The organism is Amycolatopsis saalfeldensis, from assembly GCF_900110575.1.
Classification (GTDB): domain Bacteria; phylum Actinomycetota; class Actinomycetes; order Mycobacteriales; family Pseudonocardiaceae; genus Amycolatopsis; species Amycolatopsis saalfeldensis.
In genome coordinates this window covers 558399-575096 of sequence record NZ_FOEF01000003.1, presented here as the reverse complement: position 1 = coordinate 575096, position 16698 = coordinate 558399, and the positions used below count along the sequence as shown (strand labels likewise).

Annotated in this window: 16 protein-coding genes; 8 read left to right on the top strand and 8 right to left on the bottom strand. The window is 71.4% G+C overall.

All coding sequences use genetic code 11. From position 1 onward, the window contains the following. Positions 1 to 26 precede the first annotated feature (26 nt). From BMY97_RS10255 to katG, 6 genes are all read left to right on the top strand, one after another. Positions 27 to 977 carry an NADP-dependent oxidoreductase gene (locus BMY97_RS10255; RefSeq protein ID WP_091615899.1) on the top strand — a complete coding sequence of 317 codons (951 nt, stop codon included), beginning with the start codon at positions 27 to 29 and terminating at the stop codon, positions 975 to 977. A gap of 19 nt (positions 978 to 996) precedes the next feature. Further along, positions 997 to 1503, top strand: coding sequence for a GNAT family N-acetyltransferase (locus tag BMY97_RS10250; RefSeq protein WP_091615897.1), 507 nt, complete (start codon positions 997 to 999; stop codon positions 1501 to 1503). A gap of 124 nt (positions 1504 to 1627) precedes the next feature. Then, positions 1628 to 2413, top strand: a complete 786-nt coding sequence (locus BMY97_RS10245; RefSeq protein ID WP_091615894.1) for an NPP1 family protein — start codon at positions 1628 to 1630, stop codon at positions 2411 to 2413. A gap of 100 nt (positions 2414 to 2513) precedes the next feature. After that, entirely contained in the window at positions 2514 to 2744 is a 231-nt protein-coding gene (locus BMY97_RS10240) for a hypothetical protein (RefSeq protein ID WP_091615891.1), read from the top strand. A 78-nt stretch (positions 2745 to 2822) separates the two neighbouring features. Then, the gene (locus BMY97_RS10235; protein ID WP_091616315.1) at positions 2823 to 3251 is read left to right on the top strand and encodes a Fur family transcriptional regulator; all 429 of its coding nucleotides are present in this window, start codon (positions 2823 to 2825) and stop codon (positions 3249 to 3251) included. A gap of 29 nt (positions 3252 to 3280) precedes the next feature. Next, positions 3281 to 5515 carry a catalase/peroxidase HPI gene (gene katG, locus BMY97_RS10230; RefSeq protein WP_091615885.1) on the top strand — a complete coding sequence of 745 codons (2235 nt, stop codon included), beginning with the start codon at positions 3281 to 3283 and terminating at the stop codon, positions 5513 to 5515. A gap of 149 nt (positions 5516 to 5664) precedes the next feature. Here katG and BMY97_RS10225 read toward each other — a convergent pair whose 3' ends face one another. Continuing rightward, on the bottom strand, positions 5665 to 6423 hold the full coding sequence (locus BMY97_RS10225) for a TetR/AcrR family transcriptional regulator (protein ID WP_218156747.1): 759 nt from the start codon (positions 6421 to 6423) through the stop codon (positions 5665 to 5667). A gap of 107 nt (positions 6424 to 6530) precedes the next feature. On the opposite strand from BMY97_RS10225, the gene BMY97_RS10220 reads away from it, so the two are divergent. Further along, positions 6531 to 7760: a DUF418 domain-containing protein gene (locus BMY97_RS10220; RefSeq protein ID WP_177231260.1), complete on the top strand. Its 1230-nt coding sequence runs from the start codon at positions 6531 to 6533 to the stop codon at positions 7758 to 7760. Positions 7761 to 9116: 1356 nt separating this feature from the next. On the opposite strand, the gene BMY97_RS10215 is transcribed toward BMY97_RS10220, so the two are convergent. Continuing rightward, positions 9117 to 10583 (bottom strand): DHA2 family efflux MFS transporter permease subunit, encoded by a 1467-nt coding sequence (locus BMY97_RS10215; RefSeq protein ID WP_091615878.1) that lies wholly within the window; start codon positions 10581 to 10583, stop codon positions 9117 to 9119. A 689-nt stretch (positions 10584 to 11272) separates the two neighbouring features. Between BMY97_RS10215 and BMY97_RS10210 the strand changes: the two genes are divergently transcribed. Then, positions 11273 to 11455: a hypothetical protein gene (locus tag BMY97_RS10210; protein ID WP_091615875.1), complete on the top strand. Its 183-nt coding sequence runs from the start codon at positions 11273 to 11275 to the stop codon at positions 11453 to 11455. A 314-nt stretch (positions 11456 to 11769) separates the two neighbouring features. On the opposite strand, the gene BMY97_RS10205 is transcribed toward BMY97_RS10210, so the two are convergent. Genes BMY97_RS10205 through BMY97_RS10180 form a run of 6 tightly spaced genes read right to left on the bottom strand, consistent with a single transcriptional unit; the run spans position 11770 to position 16647 of the window. Continuing rightward, positions 11770 to 12177 carry a hypothetical protein gene (locus BMY97_RS10205; protein WP_245787245.1) on the bottom strand — a complete coding sequence of 136 codons (408 nt, stop codon included), beginning with the start codon at positions 12175 to 12177 and terminating at the stop codon, positions 11770 to 11772. A gap of 45 nt (positions 12178 to 12222) precedes the next feature. Beyond that, complete coding sequence (locus BMY97_RS10200) at positions 12223 to 12960, bottom strand: GTP pyrophosphokinase (RefSeq protein ID WP_091616309.1); 738 nt, start codon at positions 12958 to 12960, stop codon at positions 12223 to 12225. 34 nt (positions 12961 to 12994) lie between these two features. Beyond that, positions 12995 to 13639 carry a TetR/AcrR family transcriptional regulator gene (locus tag BMY97_RS10195; RefSeq protein WP_091615872.1) on the bottom strand — a complete coding sequence of 215 codons (645 nt, stop codon included), beginning with the start codon at positions 13637 to 13639 and terminating at the stop codon, positions 12995 to 12997. 55 nt (positions 13640 to 13694) lie between these two features. Next, positions 13695 to 14795, bottom strand: a complete 1101-nt coding sequence (locus BMY97_RS10190) for a calcium:cation antiporter (protein WP_091615870.1) — start codon at positions 14793 to 14795, stop codon at positions 13695 to 13697. Positions 14796 to 14854: 59 nt separating this feature from the next. After that, positions 14855 to 15514, bottom strand: a complete 660-nt coding sequence (locus BMY97_RS10185; RefSeq protein WP_091615867.1) for a response regulator — start codon at positions 15512 to 15514, stop codon at positions 14855 to 14857. Then, positions 15511 to 16647, bottom strand: a complete 1137-nt coding sequence (locus BMY97_RS10180) for a sensor histidine kinase (protein ID WP_091615864.1) — start codon at positions 16645 to 16647, stop codon at positions 15511 to 15513. Before BMY97_RS10180 ends, BMY97_RS10185 begins: the two co-directional genes overlap by 4 nt. Positions 16648 to 16698 lie beyond the last annotated feature (51 nt).

Below are 16698 nucleotides of genomic sequence, written 5' to 3'. Positions count from 1 at the left end.
CGGGGTGCCCCGGTTACGTTCGATTCATGAGAGCAATCGAGTTCACCGATTACGGCCCGGCCGCCGACGTGGTGCGCGTCGCCGAAGTGCCGGAGCCGCACGCCGGAGCGGGTCAAATCCGCATCGCCGTGCGGGCCTCCGGGCTCTCGGCCGGGGAGGTCCGCATCCGCTCCGGGGAGATGCGCGCCGCGGTGACGCCGGAGTTCCCCTACCGGACCGGGTTCGACGCCGCGGGGGTCGTGGACGAGATCGGCGAAGGCGTCACCGGCGTGGCCATGGGAGACGAGGTGTTCGGCTGGACCACGATGGCCGCGCGCGGCGCCAACGCCGACTTCGACGTCCTGGCCGCCTGGGCCGCCAAACCGTCGGCGTGGGGCTGGGAGGAATCCGGCGGCGCCGCGGGAGCCGTCGAGTCGGCCACCCGGGTGCTGGACCGGCTCGCGGTCGGCGCCGGGCACACCGTGCTGATCCAGGGTGCGGCCGGCGGCGTCGGCACCGTCGCCGTCCAGCTCGCGGCCGCCCGCGGGGCCACGGTCATCGGCACCGCCGGCGAACGCAACCACGAATTCCTGCGTTCCCTCGGCGCGGTGCCGACGACCTACGGAACCGGCCTGGCCGAACGGATCCACGCGCTCGCACCGTCCGGAGTGGACGCGGTGTTCGACTGCGCCGGCGGCGCGCTGCCGGACCTCGTCGCCATCGCGGGCGACGCCGCGCGAGTGGTGACGATCGCCGACACCACCGCGGCGGCCCACGGCGTCCACCTGTCGCACGGCGCGCCGTCCGACGAAACCGGCAAGACCGTGGGCACCGCGGATCCCCTCGCGGTGCACGCCTTGGCGCTGGCGGTGAAGCTCGCCGACGAGGGACGGCTGCGGATACCGGTCGCCGCCGCGTTCCCGCTGACCGAAGCCGCCGCCGCGCACGAACTGAGCGAAAGCCGCCACGCACGCGGGAAGATCGTGCTGGTGAACTGAAGCTCGGTAGCCTCGGTTCATGCCCGAGCTGATCGCGCCCACCGCCCGGCTGCACGCGGCCTGGCTCGAGGCGCACCACGAGTGGGGGCCCGGCGCGCACGAGGACGGGTTCGGGCTGGACGACGGCGACGAGGTAGAGTCGCCGTCCGGGTTCGCGGCCTGGGTGGCGTTGCTCGCCGACGAGCCGGACCCGTCCCGCGCGCGCTGCACGTTCCGGTGGATCGTCGAGGACGGCCGGGTGCTCGGCGGGATCGCGCTGCGGCACCGCGACGACGACTTCACCCGCCGGGCCGGCCACATCGGCTACGGCATCCGCCCGTCGGCGCGCCGCCGCGGCCTGGCGTCCTGGGCGCTGGGCCGCATGCTCGTCCTCGCGCGCACCGCGGGCCTGCGCCGGGTCCTGCTCGTCTGCGAGACGGGGAACCTGGCCTCCGCCAAGACAATCGAGCTGAACGGCGGGGTGCTCGAAACCACCCGCCCTGCGCGCCGTTACTGGATAGACCTCGCGCCGGCCCACCGAGCCTGACCCGGCCGTTTCACCGGGGTTGGCCGTTTTTTCATTCCCGCTGAGCGGGCCGGGCCTGGACAGGACCGCGGGCGGACCGGGAGAAAGGACGCAGGCACAACGGCGTCGAGGCGAGGAAACAGACATGACGAAGGTATCGGCCAGGCGCACGCGCTCCCGGATCGGGACCGTGCTCGGCCTCACCGCGGTGGCGGTGCTGGTCCCCGTGTCGGCGGCCCACGCCGACCCGCCGCACAACCTGCCGCAGAACGCGAACGGCTACGAGGCCTCGTTCTCCCCGGCCTACGACTACGACGGCGACGGCTGTTACGCCACCCCCGCCATCGGGCCGGACGGCACCCTCGCGCCGGGGCTGAACACCACCGGCGCGGTGAACGGCAACTGCCACGACCAGTCCGACCTGGACAACTCCCAGACCTACGCCCGGTCGAAGTGCAACAACGGCTGGTGCGCCGTGATCTACGCCAGCTACTTCGAGAAGGACCAGGCCGTGGACGGCAGCGGCCTCGGCGGCCACCGGCACGACTGGGAGCACGTGATCTCCTGGATCGACCAGTCGAGCAACCAGGTCGAGTACGTGAGCACCACGCAGCACAGCAGCCAGGTCACCTACCCGCGCGCACAGGTGCTCTTCGACGGCACGCACCCCAAGACCGTCTACCACAAGGACGGCCTCGGCACGCACTTCTTCCGCCTGGCCAACGGGAACGACGAGCCGCCGGAGAACTACTACCACACCTGGCGCCAGCCGCCGATCGTCGGCTGGGACGGCTGGCCCGGCACCGCGCTGCGGGACAAGCTCATGAGCGCGGACTTCGGCGCGGCCACGATCAAGATCAGCGACGGCCGGTTCGAGGACCTGCTCACCGCGGCCAAGCCGGGCGGCATCCCGTTCGACCCCCGCGGCTGAGGCGACCGGCCACCGCCGGGAAATGGCTAAGCTCGACGGTGTGGAACAGGATCAGGGCGCGACAGGCCCGGGTGGCCCGCCCGGCTCGGAACCGGGGACGATGACCGACGACGAACTCATCGTCGAGCTCGCCCTGACCCGGCTGGACCACCCGGGCCTCGACCTGGAGGAACTGGCCGCGCTGCTGGTCCGGCGGCTGGGGCCGGACCACATGCTGGACTTCGCCGCCCGGAACCTGGCCACCCGCGGCGAGCTGCGCGCCGCGGTGTTCCCGGCCGCCGTCGAGCACGTGCTCCGGGTCGTGCTGACCCTGCGCGGGCCCTCCGACTGAGCGGCCCGCGTCACCCGAACGACTCGCGCATCGGCCGCTGAACTTGATTGACTCCAGAAAATGGGGCAGACTTCGGCCGTGCCCACAGCTTCGGACTTCGAGCGGATGCTCCGCGGGGTCTCCCTGCGCGTGACCCGCCCACGGCTGGCGGTGCTGTCCGCGGTCCACGACCACCCGCACGCCGACACCGATTCGATCATCGGCGTCGTGCGGACCGACCTCGGCGGCGTGTCCCACCAGGCCGTCTACGACGTGCTGCGGGCGCTGACCACGGCGGGCCTGCTGCGGCGGATCGAACCGCCGGGCTCCGTCGCGCGGTACGAGGCACGCGTCGGGGACAACCATCACCACGTCGTGTGCCGATCGTGCGGGGTGGTGGCCGACGTCGATTGCGCCGTGGGTCCCGCGCCCTGCTTGACTGCCTCCGATGATCACGGGTTCACGATCGACGAAGCCGAGGTCATCTTCTGGGGCCTGTGTCCCGACTGCACCGCGCTCACATCCTGAGCACCACCACCGAAACCGGAAGGATTTCTGTGTCTGACAGCCCTGACGCCGTCGTCGGCGAGAAGAACGAGGAGAGCGCGGGCGGCTGCCCGGTCGCGGCCGGGCGCCTCGGCCACCCCACCGAGGGCGGCAGCAACCGTGAGTGGTGGCCCAACCAGCTCAACCTGAAGATCCTCCGCAAGCACCCGGCCGTGGCCGACCCGATGGACAGCGACTTCGACTACGCGGCCGAGTTCCGGACCGTCGACCTCGACGCGCTGGCCGCCGACGTCGACGCCCTGCTGACCACCTCGCAGGACTGGTGGCCCGCGGACTTCGGCCACTACGGCCCGCTGATGATCCGGATGGCGTGGCACAGCGCGGGCACCTACCGCATCGAGGACGGCCGCGGCGGCGCGGGCGCCGGCATGCAGCGGTTCGCGCCGCTGAACAGCTGGCCGGACAACGTGAACCTGGACAAGGCGCGCCGGCTGCTGTGGCCGGTCAAGAAGAAGTACGGCCGCAAGATCTCGTGGGCGGACCTGATGATCTTCACCGGCAACCGCGCCCTGGAGACCATGGGCTTCAAGACCTTCGGCTTCGCCGGCGGCCGCGCGGACGTGTGGGAGCCCGACGAGGACGTGTACTGGGGCCCGGAGCGCGTCTGGCTCGACGACGAGCGCTACACCGGCGACCGCGAGCTGGAGAAGCCGCTCGCCGCCGTCCAGATGGGCCTGATCTACGTCAACCCCGAGGGCCCCAACGGGAACCCGGACCCGCTCGCCTCGGCGCGCGACATCCGCGAGACCTTCAGCCGTATGGCGATGAACGACGAGGAGACCGTCGCGCTGATCGCCGGCGGGCACACCTTCGGCAAGACCCACGGCGCGGGACCGGAGTCGCACAAGGGCCCCGAGCCCGAGGCCGCGCCGCTGGAGCAGCAGGGCCTGGGCTGGAAGAACGACTTCGGCTCCGGCAAGGGCCGCGACGCCATCGGCTCCGGGCTCGAGGTCACCTGGACCCCGACCCCGGCCCAGTGGAGCAACTGGTTCTTCCACAACCTGTTCGAGTACGACTGGGAGCTCACCCAGAGCCCGGCCGGCGCGAACCAGTGGACGCCGAAGGACGGCAAGGCGAAGAACACCGTGCCGGACCCCGAGGACGGCAAGCTCAACCGCAGCCCGTCCATGCTGACCAGTGACCTCGCGCTCCGGTTCGACCCGGTCTACGAGCCGATCTCGCGGCGGTTCTACGAGAACCCGGACCAGTTCGCGGACGCGTTCGCCCGCGCCTGGTTCAAGCTCACCCACCGCGACATGGGCCCGATCCAGCGTTACCTCGGCCCGCTGGTCCCGGCCGAAGAGCTGATCTGGCAGGACCGCGTCCCGCCCGTCGACCACGAGCTGGTGGGCGACGCCGAGATCGCGGACCTCAAGGCCAAGATCCTCGGCTCGGGCCTGACCGTCGCGCAGCTCGTCTCGACCGCGTGGGCTTCGGCCTCGACCTTCCGCAGTGGTGACAAGCGCGGTGGCGCCAACGGCGCGCGCATCCGCCTCGAGCCGCAGCGCGGCTGGGAGGTCAACGAGCCCGAGACGCTGACCCAGGTGCTCAGCACACTCGAGGGCATCCAGGAGTCGTTCAACGGCGGGCAGACCGGCGGCAAGAAGATCTCGCTGGCCGACCTCATCGTGCTGGGCGGCGTCGCCGCGGTCGAGAAGGCCGCGAAGGACGGCGGCTTCGAGGTGCCGGTGCCGTTCGCGCCGGGCCGCACCGACGCCACGGAGGAGCAGACCGACGCCGACTCGTTCGCGCCGCTGGAGCCGTCCGCCGACGGTTTCCGCAACTACCGCGGCAAGGGCAACAAGCTGCCGTCGGAGTACTTGCTGGTCGACCGCGCGAACCTGCTGAACCTGAGCGCGCCGGAGATGACCGTGCTCGTGGGTGGCCTGCGGGTGCTGGGCGCGAACCATCAGCAGTCCTCGGCGAGGGTGTTCACCACGGCCCCGGGCACGCTGACCAACGACTTCTTCGCCAACCTGCTCGACCTGGGCACGGAGTGGACGGCGGCGGAGGACGGGGCGTACCCGGAGAGCTTCGAGGCCCGTGACGGCTCCGGTGCGGTCAAGTGGACCGGCAGCCGCGTGGACCTGCTGTTCGGCTCGAACTCCGAGCTGCGCGCCCTCGCGGAGGTCTACGCGAGCGACGACGCCAAGGAGAAGTTCGTGCGCGACTTCGTGGCCGCGTGGGACAAGGTGATGAGCAACGACCGCTTCGACCTCGGCTGAGCTTGACGTTCTGAGGTCTTGCGGTCCTGAGGCCCGGGCCGGTCGGCACTACGCCGGCCGGCCCGGGCTTTTTCGTTGGCGGGTAAGGCATTCCCGCCGCCGGGGCCGGTTCCGCGGCGTCATCCGGCGGGTCGTCATCCGGCGGGTCGTCATCCGGCGGGACGGGTCCTGGCGACGGTCGCGGCGAGGCCGTCGAGGATCAGCTCCAGGCCGAACGCGAACTCCCGGTCCCCCGGGTCCGTGTCCCCGGTCGGCCCCTCGAACAGGGCGGACGCGAAAAGCCCCGCCGCGTCCGGGAACCGGTCCCGGTCGACCAGGTGGATCAGCGACCGGCCGTAGTCCTGCTCGATCTCGGCCTGCTCGCGGCCGGAGGCACGGCGGCCCTCGGCGAGCTGCTGCGTCACCGTGCTGGCCTGGCGGACGTAGCCGCCGAGCAGGTTCAGCACGCTCACCTTCGTGGCCCAGTCGAGGCCGGTGCCGCGCAGGACGCCGAGCAGCGCGTCCATCCAGCCGATCGCGCCGGGCCCGCCGGGCGGTCCCGAAACGGGCAGGTGCACCATCCACGGCCGCCGCCGGTAGATGTCCCGGTGGGCGTTGGCCCACTGACGGGCCCCCTCGCGCCAGTCCTCGGCGTCGATCTCCGGGGGCGCGCCGGTGGCGAAGTCCGCCATCAGCCCGAACAGCTCGCCCTTCGAGCCGACGTGCCGGTACAGGGACATCTTGGTGACGCCCAGTTCCTGCGCCACCTTCAGCAGGGTGACGCCGTCCAGCCCGTCGCGGTCGGCCAGGTCCACCGCCGCGCGCACGACCCGGTCCACGTCCAGCTCGGCGGGCCGGCCGAGCCGCGGCCCGGACGGCAGCCGCCACAGGCGCGCCAGCACCGCGGGCACCTTTCCTGTTTCCGTCACGGTCCGCTTCCTCCGGTGAATCGGCTGCCTCTGGCGGACATCATTGCGCACGACTTAGTATCCATGGGATAGTATCCGACGTACACTAACAACGACCGGGGGAAACCATGGCTACTGAGACCCATCCCGCCGCGCCGAGAGCCGTGCGCGGCCCTGTGCGCCCGGGGGAACGCGCGCTGGCACCCGACCTGGCGCGCGGGGCGATGCTGCTGATCATCGCGCTGGCCAACAGCGCTTCGGTCTTCTTCGCGACCGGGCCAGGGCTGGACAAGACACCGCACGGCGCGGAGGGCGTGTACACGGTGTTCCTGTTCTTGTTCGTGCACTCCAGGGGAATCCCGCTGTTCGCGATCATGTTCGGCTACGCGCTGGTCCAGCTCGCGCGCCGGCAGGAGGCGGCGGGGAGCACGCCGGCCGCGGTGCGCCGGGTGCTGGTCCGGCGCAACGCGTGGCTGTTCGTTTTCGGCCTGGTGCACGGGATCCTGCTGTTCGCCGGGGACATCCTCGGCGCTTACGGGCTGGTCGGGATCGTGTTCACCCTGGTCCTGCTGCACCGCGGGGACCGGCTCTACCGCGTGCCGCTGTGGTACCTCGGCCTCGCCGCCTGCACTGTCATCGTGCTGTCCGTGGTCGTGGTGACCAGCCTGGCGACCGGGACTCCCGGCAGCCTGTCCACGGCCCCCACCCAGGACTCCCCCTCGATGGCGGCCGGCAGCTTCGGCGCCGCGGTGGCGGACCGGCTCACGGAGTGGCCCGGGACCGTGCTGAGCATGCTGCCGTTCATCCTGTTCGTGTGGGTCGGCTCCTGGGCCGCCCGGCGGCGCGTGCTGGAGGAGCCCGCGAAGCACCTGCGCGGACTGCGCCTCGGGGCAGCGCTCGGCCTCGGCGTCGCCGTACTGGGCGGGCTGCCGATGGGACTGCTCGGCGGCGGTTTCCTGACCGTCGACCCGGCCATCGGCCCAGCGGTCAAGCTGCTCTACGAAGGCTCCGGCTTCTTCGGCGGCATCGGCTACCTGTGCCTGTTCGGCCTGCTCGCGCACCGGCTGTCGAAGAAGATGGCAGCACCGCGCGACAACCTGATGATCGGCGCCGTCGCGGCCCTGGGCCAACGCTCACTCAGCGGCTACCTCTTCCAGACGGTCGCGTGGCTGGTACTGGCCTCCCCGTTCCTGCTATCCCTAGGCGACGGCCGGGGCAGCCCCACGTTCATCGCCGCCGGATGCGGCCTGGCCGTGTGGCTGGCGACCGTGGTGGGCGCGTACCTCATGCAACGCCACAACTACCGCGGCCCAGCCGAAATCCTGTTGCGGCGCCTCACTTACGGCCGCCGTGGCTAGGTGAGGGTGCGCCTCGGCGATGGCGGCCGCGCCTGTTGCCGGGGCACACTGGTCAGGACTGTTCCGCCTCCAGGTCAGGCTCCGAGGCGGTGCTGCGTGCTAACCACGACATACCGAACGCCACAACCCCCGATGCAACCGGCGACAATCAACACCTCAACCACCGCGGCCCATCCGGATCCTGTTGCAGCACCTCACCCACGGCAACCGCGGCTAGAGGGTGCGCCTCCGCAACCACAGCCGCGCCTGTTGCCGAGGCACACCACTCAGGGCTGCTCCGCCCCCAGCCCAGGCTCCACGGACGGAGCGCACCAACCACCACACGCCGAACGCCGCAGCCCACGACAACGAACACAGCATCCAACACCACAACCACCGTGACCCAGCCGAAATCCCGTTGCGGCGCCTCACTCACCGCCGCCGCAGCTAGGTGACGGCGTGCCTCGGCAACCGCAGCCACGCCCGGCGCCGACGCACACCGCTCAGCCCCCAGCCCAGGCTCCGAAGCGGCGCCGCGCGGGACCGCACGAACCGCAGCAGGCCGAAAACCGCAGCCCGGCGACAATCAACACAGCAGCCAACACCGCGACCACCGCAGCCGAGCCGAAACCCTGCTGCGCAGCCTCACTCACCGCCGTCGCAGTTAGATGACAGTGCGCCTCGGCAACCACAGCCACGCCCGGCGCCGACGCACACCGCTCAAGACCGCTCCGCCCCCAGCCCAGAGCCGCTGCCGGGAGCGCACCAACCACCACACGCCGAACGCCGCAGCCCACGACAACGAACACAGCATCCAACACCACAACTACCGTGGCCCAGCCGAAATCCTGTTGCGGCGCCTCACTTACCGCCGCAGCAGCTAGGTGACGGTGCGCCTCGGGAACCACAGCCACGCCCGGCACCGAAGCACACCACTCAAGACCGCTCCGCCCCCAGCCCAGGCTCCGAAGCGGCGCCGCGCGGGGACCGCACGAACCGCAGCAGGCCGAAAACCGCAGCCCGGCGACAATCAACACAGCAGCCAACACTGCGACCACCGCAGCCGACGAAATCCTGCTGCGCAGCCTCACTCACCGCCGCCGCAGCTAGATGACAGTGCGCCTCGGCAACCACAGCCACACCCGGCACCGAAGCACACCATTCAAGACCGCTCCGCCCCCAGCCCAGAGCCGCTGCCGGGAGCGAATGCCAAAAGCCGCAGCACCGACACAGCCCACGACAACGAACACAGCATCCAACACCACAACTACCGTGACCCAGCCGAAATCCTGTCGCGGCGCCTCACTTACGGCCGCCGCAGCTAGGTGACGGCGTGCCTCGGAAACCGCAGCCACGCCCGGCGCTGAGGTACAGCGGTCAGGGCTGTTTCGCCTCCAGTTCCGGCGCGGGCTCCGAAGTGGTGGCGCGGGCGGAGCGCACCAGCCATGACATGCCGAAAGCCGCGACGCCGATGCAGCCGGCGACGATGAACGCGGCGTGCAGCCCTGAGGAGTCCGGGCTGGTGGCGGAACCGTTCGCGCTCGCGACGGTGGCGACGGTGACGAAAACGGTGGTGCCGAGCGCGCCGGCGACCTGCTGCAGGGTCGAGAGGATCGCGCTGCCGTGGGAGTACAGGTGGTCGGGCAGCACGCCGAGGGACTCGGTCATCAGCGGGGTCATCATCAGGCCCAGCCCGGCCATCAGCAGCACGTGGATGGCGATCACCGCGATCAGCGGCGAGCCCGGTCCGAGGGTGGTGAACAGCCACAGCGCGACCGCCATGGCCGCCGAGCCCGGGATGACCAGCGGGCGGGAGCCGACCTTGTCGAACCAGGCGCCGACCGGGCGGCCGAGCAGGCCGAGGACCAGCCCGCCGGGCAGCACGGCCAGGCCGCTCACCAGGGTCGAGGTGTGCAGCACGGTCTGCAGGTACAGCGGCAGCAGGATCGCGCCCGCGCCGATCAGGCACATGAACAGCAGCGCGGTGAGCACCAGCGCCACCACGAACCCGCGGTGCGTGAACGGCCGCAGGTCCAGCAGCGCCCGGTCGCGGCGCTGCAGCCGGGTCTGGCGCCAGGTGAACACCACCAGTGCGACGACCCCGACCCCGATCGCCACCCACGGCGGAACGAACGGCTGCGCACCGCCGGATTCGCCGGCCGTGGACAGCCCGTACAGCACGCCGCCGAACCCGATCGCGGACAGCAGCACCGACACCACGTCGAGCGGCACCGCGCGGGTCTCACTGGTGATCCGCAGCCGCACCGCGCCGATCACCAGTGCGGCGAGCGAGAGCGGCAGGACGATCCAGAACATCCAGCGCCAGCCCAGCGAGGACAGCACAGCCCCGCCGATGGTCGGCCCGATCGCCGGCGCGACGGCGATGACGATGCTGATCGTGCCCATCATCGCGCCCCGCCGGTGCACCGGCACCAGGCGCATCACCGTGGTCATCAGCAGCGGCAGCATCACCGCGGTGCCGCAGGCCTGCACGATCCGGCCGACCAGCAGCAGCCCGAACCCGGGCGCCACGCCGCACAGCAGCGTGCCGAGGCTGAACGCCGAGATCGAGAAGAGGAACACGCTGCGCGGGCTGAACCGTTCGAGCAGGAAACCCGTGGTCGGGATGACCACGGCCATGGTGAGCAGGAATCCGCTGGTCAGCCACTGGATGGTGGTGGTGGGCACGCGGAGGTCGGCGGTGAGGTCGCGCAGCGCGACGCTGAGGATGGTCTCGTTGAGGATCATCACGAAGGCCGATCCGACCAGCACCGCGATCAGCAGCCCGGGCGCGGACGGCGCGCGCTCCCGGGCCGGTGAGGTGGCGTTCGTGGTGTGCGTCATGCGTGGGGCTCCTGCTGATCCGCGCCGGGGGCGCTCACGGGAAGAAATGGGGGGGCGCCGACGGGGTTCGAACCCGTCGACTGCTCACCGGATCAGGATACGGGTCACCACCGACAAAAACGGCGCGTCACCGTGACCAGGCACACAGTCACGGCAGGGGTGCCCAGGTCCGCAGCCGGTCCCGGAACCCGGCGCTACTGTCCGATATGGACAGACGGGACCGTCGAGCAGGTGGAGCCGCGGACCACAACGGCCGGGACCGGTCCCCGCGCCGGGTCACGACCTTCGCGAGATGGACGTACGGCCGCCGGTCAGGGCGGCGCTGGTGCCCGGTCGGCGTCCTGGGATCGGCACTCCTGCCATCGGATTGCGCCATTCGAGGGAGACACCATGGTCAACTGGCGCAAGCAGCGTCTCGAACTGACGACGCCCGCTGCCGCACCCCCGGAACCGGGGCTTGCCGCGTTCCTGGCCGATCTCCGGCCGCACCAGCCGGTCGCCTTAGACTCTCCGACGGCCGCGGCACGGCCCGCCCCGCACCCGTTGACCGCCGATCTGGAGAAGACGGCAAGTGAGCTGGCGCGAGCCACCTTGCGGGCACGCGACGAGAGCCGGGCCGGTCGTGAGGGCAACGCGGTCACCGAGGTACGGGCGAACGGCTCGGCGCCCAAGGCGGCGGGTTTCTCACGGTGCTGGTGTCCCACCGGGCGCAGTACCTCTTCGATCCGGACTGGCGGGCGGCGCGGGCCGAGGCGCTGCGCCGGCTCAAGGAGCAGCTGGGTGGCGAGATAGCGGGAGCGATGAACAGCGGCGGGCCGATGGTCGGCGTCATCCAGGGCTACTGGGCGGGCATTTGCGGCTGGGAGAGGTGACCGTCCGGCCGGCCGCGGTTCCCCGGCTTCGGCAAGCCGCCGCCGGAAAGTATTACCTGGTCCGAGACGGCTACCGGCCCCACGGCAGGACCGAGGCCGGGACCTGGCGCGCGGCCGATGGGCTCGAGCTGGTCAGCACGCTCACGAACCCGCCACAGTCGAACCGGACCGGATGCGAATTCAGTCGGGCTCGAGCTGGTCAGCACGCTTACGAACGCGCCGCAGTCGAACCGGACCGAGTGCGAATTCAGTCGGGCTCGAGCTGATCAGCACGCTCACGAACGCGCCACGGTCGAACCAGACCGGATGCGAGTTCAGTGCTCGTCGCACTTGCGGGCGTACAGGGTGACCACCGTCTGCTTCCCGACCTTGGCGCCCGGCTTGGGGTCCTGGCCGGTCTGGCACCAGTTGCGGTCGAGGATCATCGCCCGGTGCTTGCCGGTGGAATCGACCTCGCGGAGGTTGTAGAGGCCCGCGGCCTGCATCGCGTTCTGCGCGGCCTGGTGGTTCATACCCGAGACGTCCGGCACCACGACGTCGCCGTCCGCAGGGGGCGCCGGTGCCGCGGAGGGCCCGGCCGTTTCGGTGACGGTCTGCGTGGCGGTCACGACCGCCGTCTGCCCCGGGCCCGAACCCGGCGACGGTGATTCCCCGCACGCTGCGGCCAGCGAACCGAGCACCATCGCACCGGCTGCCAACCCGGCCTTCACAGACCTGTCCACGCGCTCCCCCGCCCTGGCTGATTGTCGCGCTCCGTGCCGCTTCCGTTACACCGAGCAGCACCAGTGTCGCAGAAAACCGGCCAGTCCGAAAAGGACGGTCAGAGCGGGGCGACGAGGCCGGCGGTGCCGCGCATCCGCTCGTGCAGCTTGCTGCATCCGGGTGTCCAGCTGCGCCGCCACGACCGCCGTGCCGGCCAATTCCCCGGCGAAGTCGGCGAAATCCTCGGGCAGCCGGTCGGTGTACTTGTAGTTCAGCTTGTGCTCGAGGGTGGCCCAGAAGTCCATCGCGATGGTGCGCAGCTGCACCTCGACCTTGACCTTCTCCACCCGGTCGGACAGGAAGACCGGGATCCGCACGATCAGGTGCAGGCTGCGGTAGCCGTTGGCCTTCGGGTTCGCGACGTAGTCCTTGCTGCGCACCAGCTCCACGTCGTCCTGGCCGGTCAGCATGCGCGCGACGTGGTAGACGTCGGACAGGAACGGGCAGACCACGCGCACGCCCGCGATGTCGTCGAGTTGCTCGGTGATCGTCGCGGGGTCGGTGCCCAGCCCGCGCCGGCGCAGCTTCTGCCCGATGGCCGCGGGCCGCTTGACCCGGCTGCTGATGTGCTCGATCGGGTCGTGCCGGTGGGCGAAGTCGAACTCCTCGCTGAGGATGCGCAGCTTCGTCATCAGCTCCTCGATGGCGAACTTGTAGACCAGCAGGAACCCGGCGGGCACCGTGAACCCGTCCGTGTCCCGGCCGCCGTCCACCGCGGCGCCGGACTCCCTCGTTGTCGCCATCCCCTGCACTTCGTCCTTCACTCCGGTGTCTTGATCACTGCTTTTCCAACGCGCACGACCCTAGCGCGGTTCCCGCCAGCAGGTCGGCCAGCGCCCGCCGGATCGCGGCGACGTCGACGTCGGTGGCGATCGACGCTTCCTCGGGCCGCTCGTCCAGCGGCGGCTCGACGCCGAGCAGGGCCCGGAAGAGCCGCGGGTACACGGTGCGCCCGAGCAGTTCGCGGGCCAGGTCTTCCGCCGCGCCCGGCCCGAGGTCGAACGACTCCCCGACGAAGGCCGCGAGGCGCTCCTGCGGCGTCGCGAAGATCGCGTCGTAGTAGCGGGCCGCCGCCTCCGGCAGGCGCTCGGCCTCGGTCATGCTCAGCCGGCAGGTGCGCAGCGCGGAGCGCCACAGCAGCAGCTGCAGGAAACGGCCGCAGAACAGCACCGCCGCCTCGGTCGCGTCATCGGCGTAGTCACGCGGGGTCTTGAGCTGCTCGAAATACAGCTCGCGCACCAGGTCGAGGACGGCGAGGAACAGTTTGTCCTTGCTTTCGAAGTGCGCGTACAGCGAGCGCTTCGAGGTCTCGGCCCGCGCGGCCACGACGTCCATCGACGCGCGTTCGAAGCCCGTCTCGATGAAGACGTCCTTCGCCGCCCACAGGATGTGCTCCCGCAGCGCGTCACCGCGTCGTGCCATGCGCTTCGTCCTCCTGGAAACCGGCTGGTACAGCCGAGTTTACGCACCGCCCCGGTCAGGGCAGCGCCGCGAGGAACACGAACGCCGCCAGCAGCACCAGGTGCACCCCGCCCTGCAGCCGGGTGGCGCGGCCGGGGACGACGGTCAGCACCCCCACCACCACGGTGATCACCAGCAGCACGATCTGGGTCGGGTCCAGGCCGAGCTGCAACGGCCCGGACAGCCAGATGGACGCCATCGCGATCGCCGGGATGGTCAGGCCGATGCTGGCCATCGCCGAGCCCAGCGCCAGGTTGAGGCTCACCTGGACGCGGCCGCGGCGGGCGGCGTTGGCCGCGGCGATCGTCTCGGGCAGCAGCACGAGCAACGCGATCACCACGCCGACGAACGACTGCGGGAACCCCAGCGCGGCCACGCCGGACTCGATCGCCGGCGACTCCACCTTCGCCAGCCCGACCACCGCGACCAGCGCCACCAGCAGCAGCCCGAGGCTGGTCAGGGCCGCCTTCGTGGTCGGCGGGGCGACGTGCTCGTCTTCCTCCAGCACCGCGCCCTCGGCGTCGACCGGCAGGAAGAAGTCGCGGTGCCGCACGGTCTGGGTGAGCACGAACATGCCGTACAGGATCAGTGACGCGATCGCGGCGAAGCCCAGCTGCGTCGGCGAGAACTCCGGCCCCGGCCGGGCGGCGGTGAAGCTGGGCAGCACCAGGCAGAGCGTCGCCAGGGCCGCGACGGTGCCGAGCGCGGAGCCCGAGCCCTCGGCGTTGAACACGGTCACCGGATTGCGCCACGCCCCCACCAGCAGGGACAGCCCGAGGATCCCGTTGCAGGTGATCATCACGGCGGCGAAGACGGTGTCACGCGCCAATGAGCCGGTTTTCGGGCCGCCGGAGACCATCAGCGTGATGATCAGCGCCACCTCGATCACCGTCACGGCGACGGCCAGCACCAGTGACCCGAACGGCTCCCCCACCCGGTGCGCCACCACCTCCGCGTGGTGCACCGCCGCCAGCACGGCGGCCGCGAGCACCACCGCGACCACGACCACCGGCAGGGTCCCGAGCGTGCGGCCCCAGGTCAGCAGCAGCGCGACCACCGCGATCGCCGGCGCCAGCGTCGTCCAGCGCAGCCACGGGGAGGACTTCCGAGAGGTCATGGCCGCAGCTTCGCAGATCTCCCGGCGGCCCGCCTCCGCACGCGAAACCGCCGCCGAGGTCAGTCCTGGCGCCGGTACCCGCCCGGCTCGGCCGTGTTCAGGGCATAGCGGACGGCGTCGGCGCGGGAGTGGAAGCCCGCCTTGGCGAAGAGGTTGTTGATGTGGGTCTTGACGGTGGCCTCGCTGATGAACAGCCGTCCCGCGATCTCCGGGTTGCGCAGGCCTTCGCCGATCAGGCCGAGGATCTCGGTTTCCCGCGCGGTGAGGCCGAATTCCGGCTCGTCGGCGGGGCGGGACCGGCGCGTCGCGAGGGAAAGCAGGCGGCGCTGCACCTCCGGGGCCAGCACGACCTGGCCGGCGCCCGCGCTGCGCACCGCCTGCTCGATCTTCGCGCGGTCGGCCTCCTTGGTCAGGTAGCCGCTGGCGCCGGCCTCGAGCGCGGCCAGAATGGACTCGTCGTCGTCGAAGGTGGTCAGCACGACCACCTGCACCGACGGCCGGGCGGCCTTGATCCGCCCGGTCGCCTCGACGCCGTCCATCACGGGCATGTGCAGATCCATCAGCACCACGTCCGGCTCGTACCGCTCGACGGCCTCGACCGCCTCGCCCCCGTGGGTGGCGGTCGCGACGACGCTGATGCCGTCGGCGAGGTCCAGCATCACCGCGAGCGCCTCCCGCACCGAGGCCTGGTCGTCCACCACGACAAGGGAAAGAGTCACTTCGGTATCTCCAGTTCGACGATCCAGCCCGCGCCGTCCGCGCCCGGACCCGTTTTCAGCGTGCCGCCCAGCAGCGCGATCCGCTCGCGCATGCCCACCAGCCCCATGCCGCCGCCGTCCGCGGGACCCGGGCGGGGCTCCCGCGCGGCGGGGCCGTTCGCGACGATCAGGCCGACCGCGCCGGGGGTGTACCGGAGCGTGATCGACCGGTCCGCGCCGGGCGCGTGCTTCGCGGCGTTGACCAGTGCCTCCTGCGCGGCCCGGATCACCGCGTGCGCGATCTCGGTCGGCACCGGCCACTGCTCCCCCGTCACCGTCAGCGGGACGGAGTCCCCCATCGCCATCAGCTCCAGCGTCCGGCTCAGCGGCAGGGAGTCCTCGCGCAGGGCCTCGATCGCGTGCCGGGTCTCGGCGATGCTGCCGACGGCCAGCGCCCGCGCCCGCCGGACGGCGAGGTTCGCCTCCCCGTCACGGCCCTTGCCGTGCAGCGCGTCGGCCAGGTCCAGCTGCAGCGAGATGCCCGACAGCGAGTGCCCCAGCACGTCGTGGATCTCGCGGGCGATCCGGCCGCGTTCCAGCAGTGCCACCTCGCGGGCCTCCGAGCGGTACGCCCGTTCCGCGTTCCGCACCGACTCACGGTGGTCCTGGCGGGAGATGCCCAGGTAGACCGGGGCGGCCACGGCGAGGCCGAGCCACCACGGCCAGCCCGAGGCCATCGGGTGGAGGTGCTCAACCACCCAGACGGCGACGGCCGCGGTCACGGCGCCGGCCACGGCGACCAGGACCGCCGCGCGGCGGGAGGCGAGCTTCTCGCCGGCGACCGCCGAGGCGACGAACGCGAAGCCCGGCGCGATCGTCGACTGCGCCAAGGGCAGCAGGATCGCGGAAAGGACCGAGGCGGCCAGCGCCAGGCCGATCTGGCCGGTCACCGGGATCCTGGTCCAGGGGAGGAAGGCTGCGGAGGTGAGCAGCACGACCGCCGCGAACAGCGTGACCGCGAGCGCCGGGGAAACCAGCTCGCGGGTGGCGAGCTGGACCGAGGCGATCACGACCAGGGCGGCGAAGACGAACGGCCGGAGCAGGTCTTCGGTGCTCCGGCCCAGCCGCGTCCGCGGCGTCCGCACCTGCTCCATGGCCGTCCTCGATGTCGTGTCGGTCGTTGCCCACCCTAACGACCGGGTGCG

Coding starts and splice junctions, on each gene's coding strand:
- BMY97_RS10255 (WP_091615899.1), top strand. CDS start 27: ATGAGAGCAATCGAGTTCACCGATTACGGCCCGGCCGCCGACGTGGTG.
- BMY97_RS10250 (WP_091615897.1), top strand. CDS start 997: ATGCCCGAGCTGATCGCGCCCACCGCCCGGCTGCACGCGGCCTGGCTC.
- BMY97_RS10245 (WP_091615894.1), top strand. CDS start 1,628: ATGACGAAGGTATCGGCCAGGCGCACGCGCTCCCGGATCGGGACCGTG.
- BMY97_RS10240 (WP_091615891.1), top strand. CDS start 2,514: ATGACCGACGACGAACTCATCGTCGAGCTCGCCCTGACCCGGCTGGAC.
- BMY97_RS10220 (WP_177231260.1), top strand. CDS start 6,531: ATGGCTACTGAGACCCATCCCGCCGCGCCGAGAGCCGTGCGCGGCCCT.
- BMY97_RS10215 (WP_091615878.1), bottom strand. CDS start 10,583: ATGACGCACACCACGAACGCCACCTCACCGGCCCGGGAGCGCGCGCCG.
- BMY97_RS10200 (WP_091616309.1), bottom strand. CDS start 12,960: ATGGCGACAACGAGGGAGTCCGGCGCCGCGGTGGACGGCGGCCGGGAC.
- BMY97_RS10195 (WP_091615872.1), bottom strand. CDS start 13,639: ATGGCACGACGCGGTGACGCGCTGCGGGAGCACATCCTGTGGGCGGCG.
- BMY97_RS10190 (WP_091615870.1), bottom strand. CDS start 14,795: ATGACCTCTCGGAAGTCCTCCCCGTGGCTGCGCTGGACGACGCTGGCG.
- BMY97_RS10180 (WP_091615864.1), bottom strand. CDS start 16,647: ATGGAGCAGGTGCGGACGCCGCGGACGCGGCTGGGCCGGAGCACCGAA.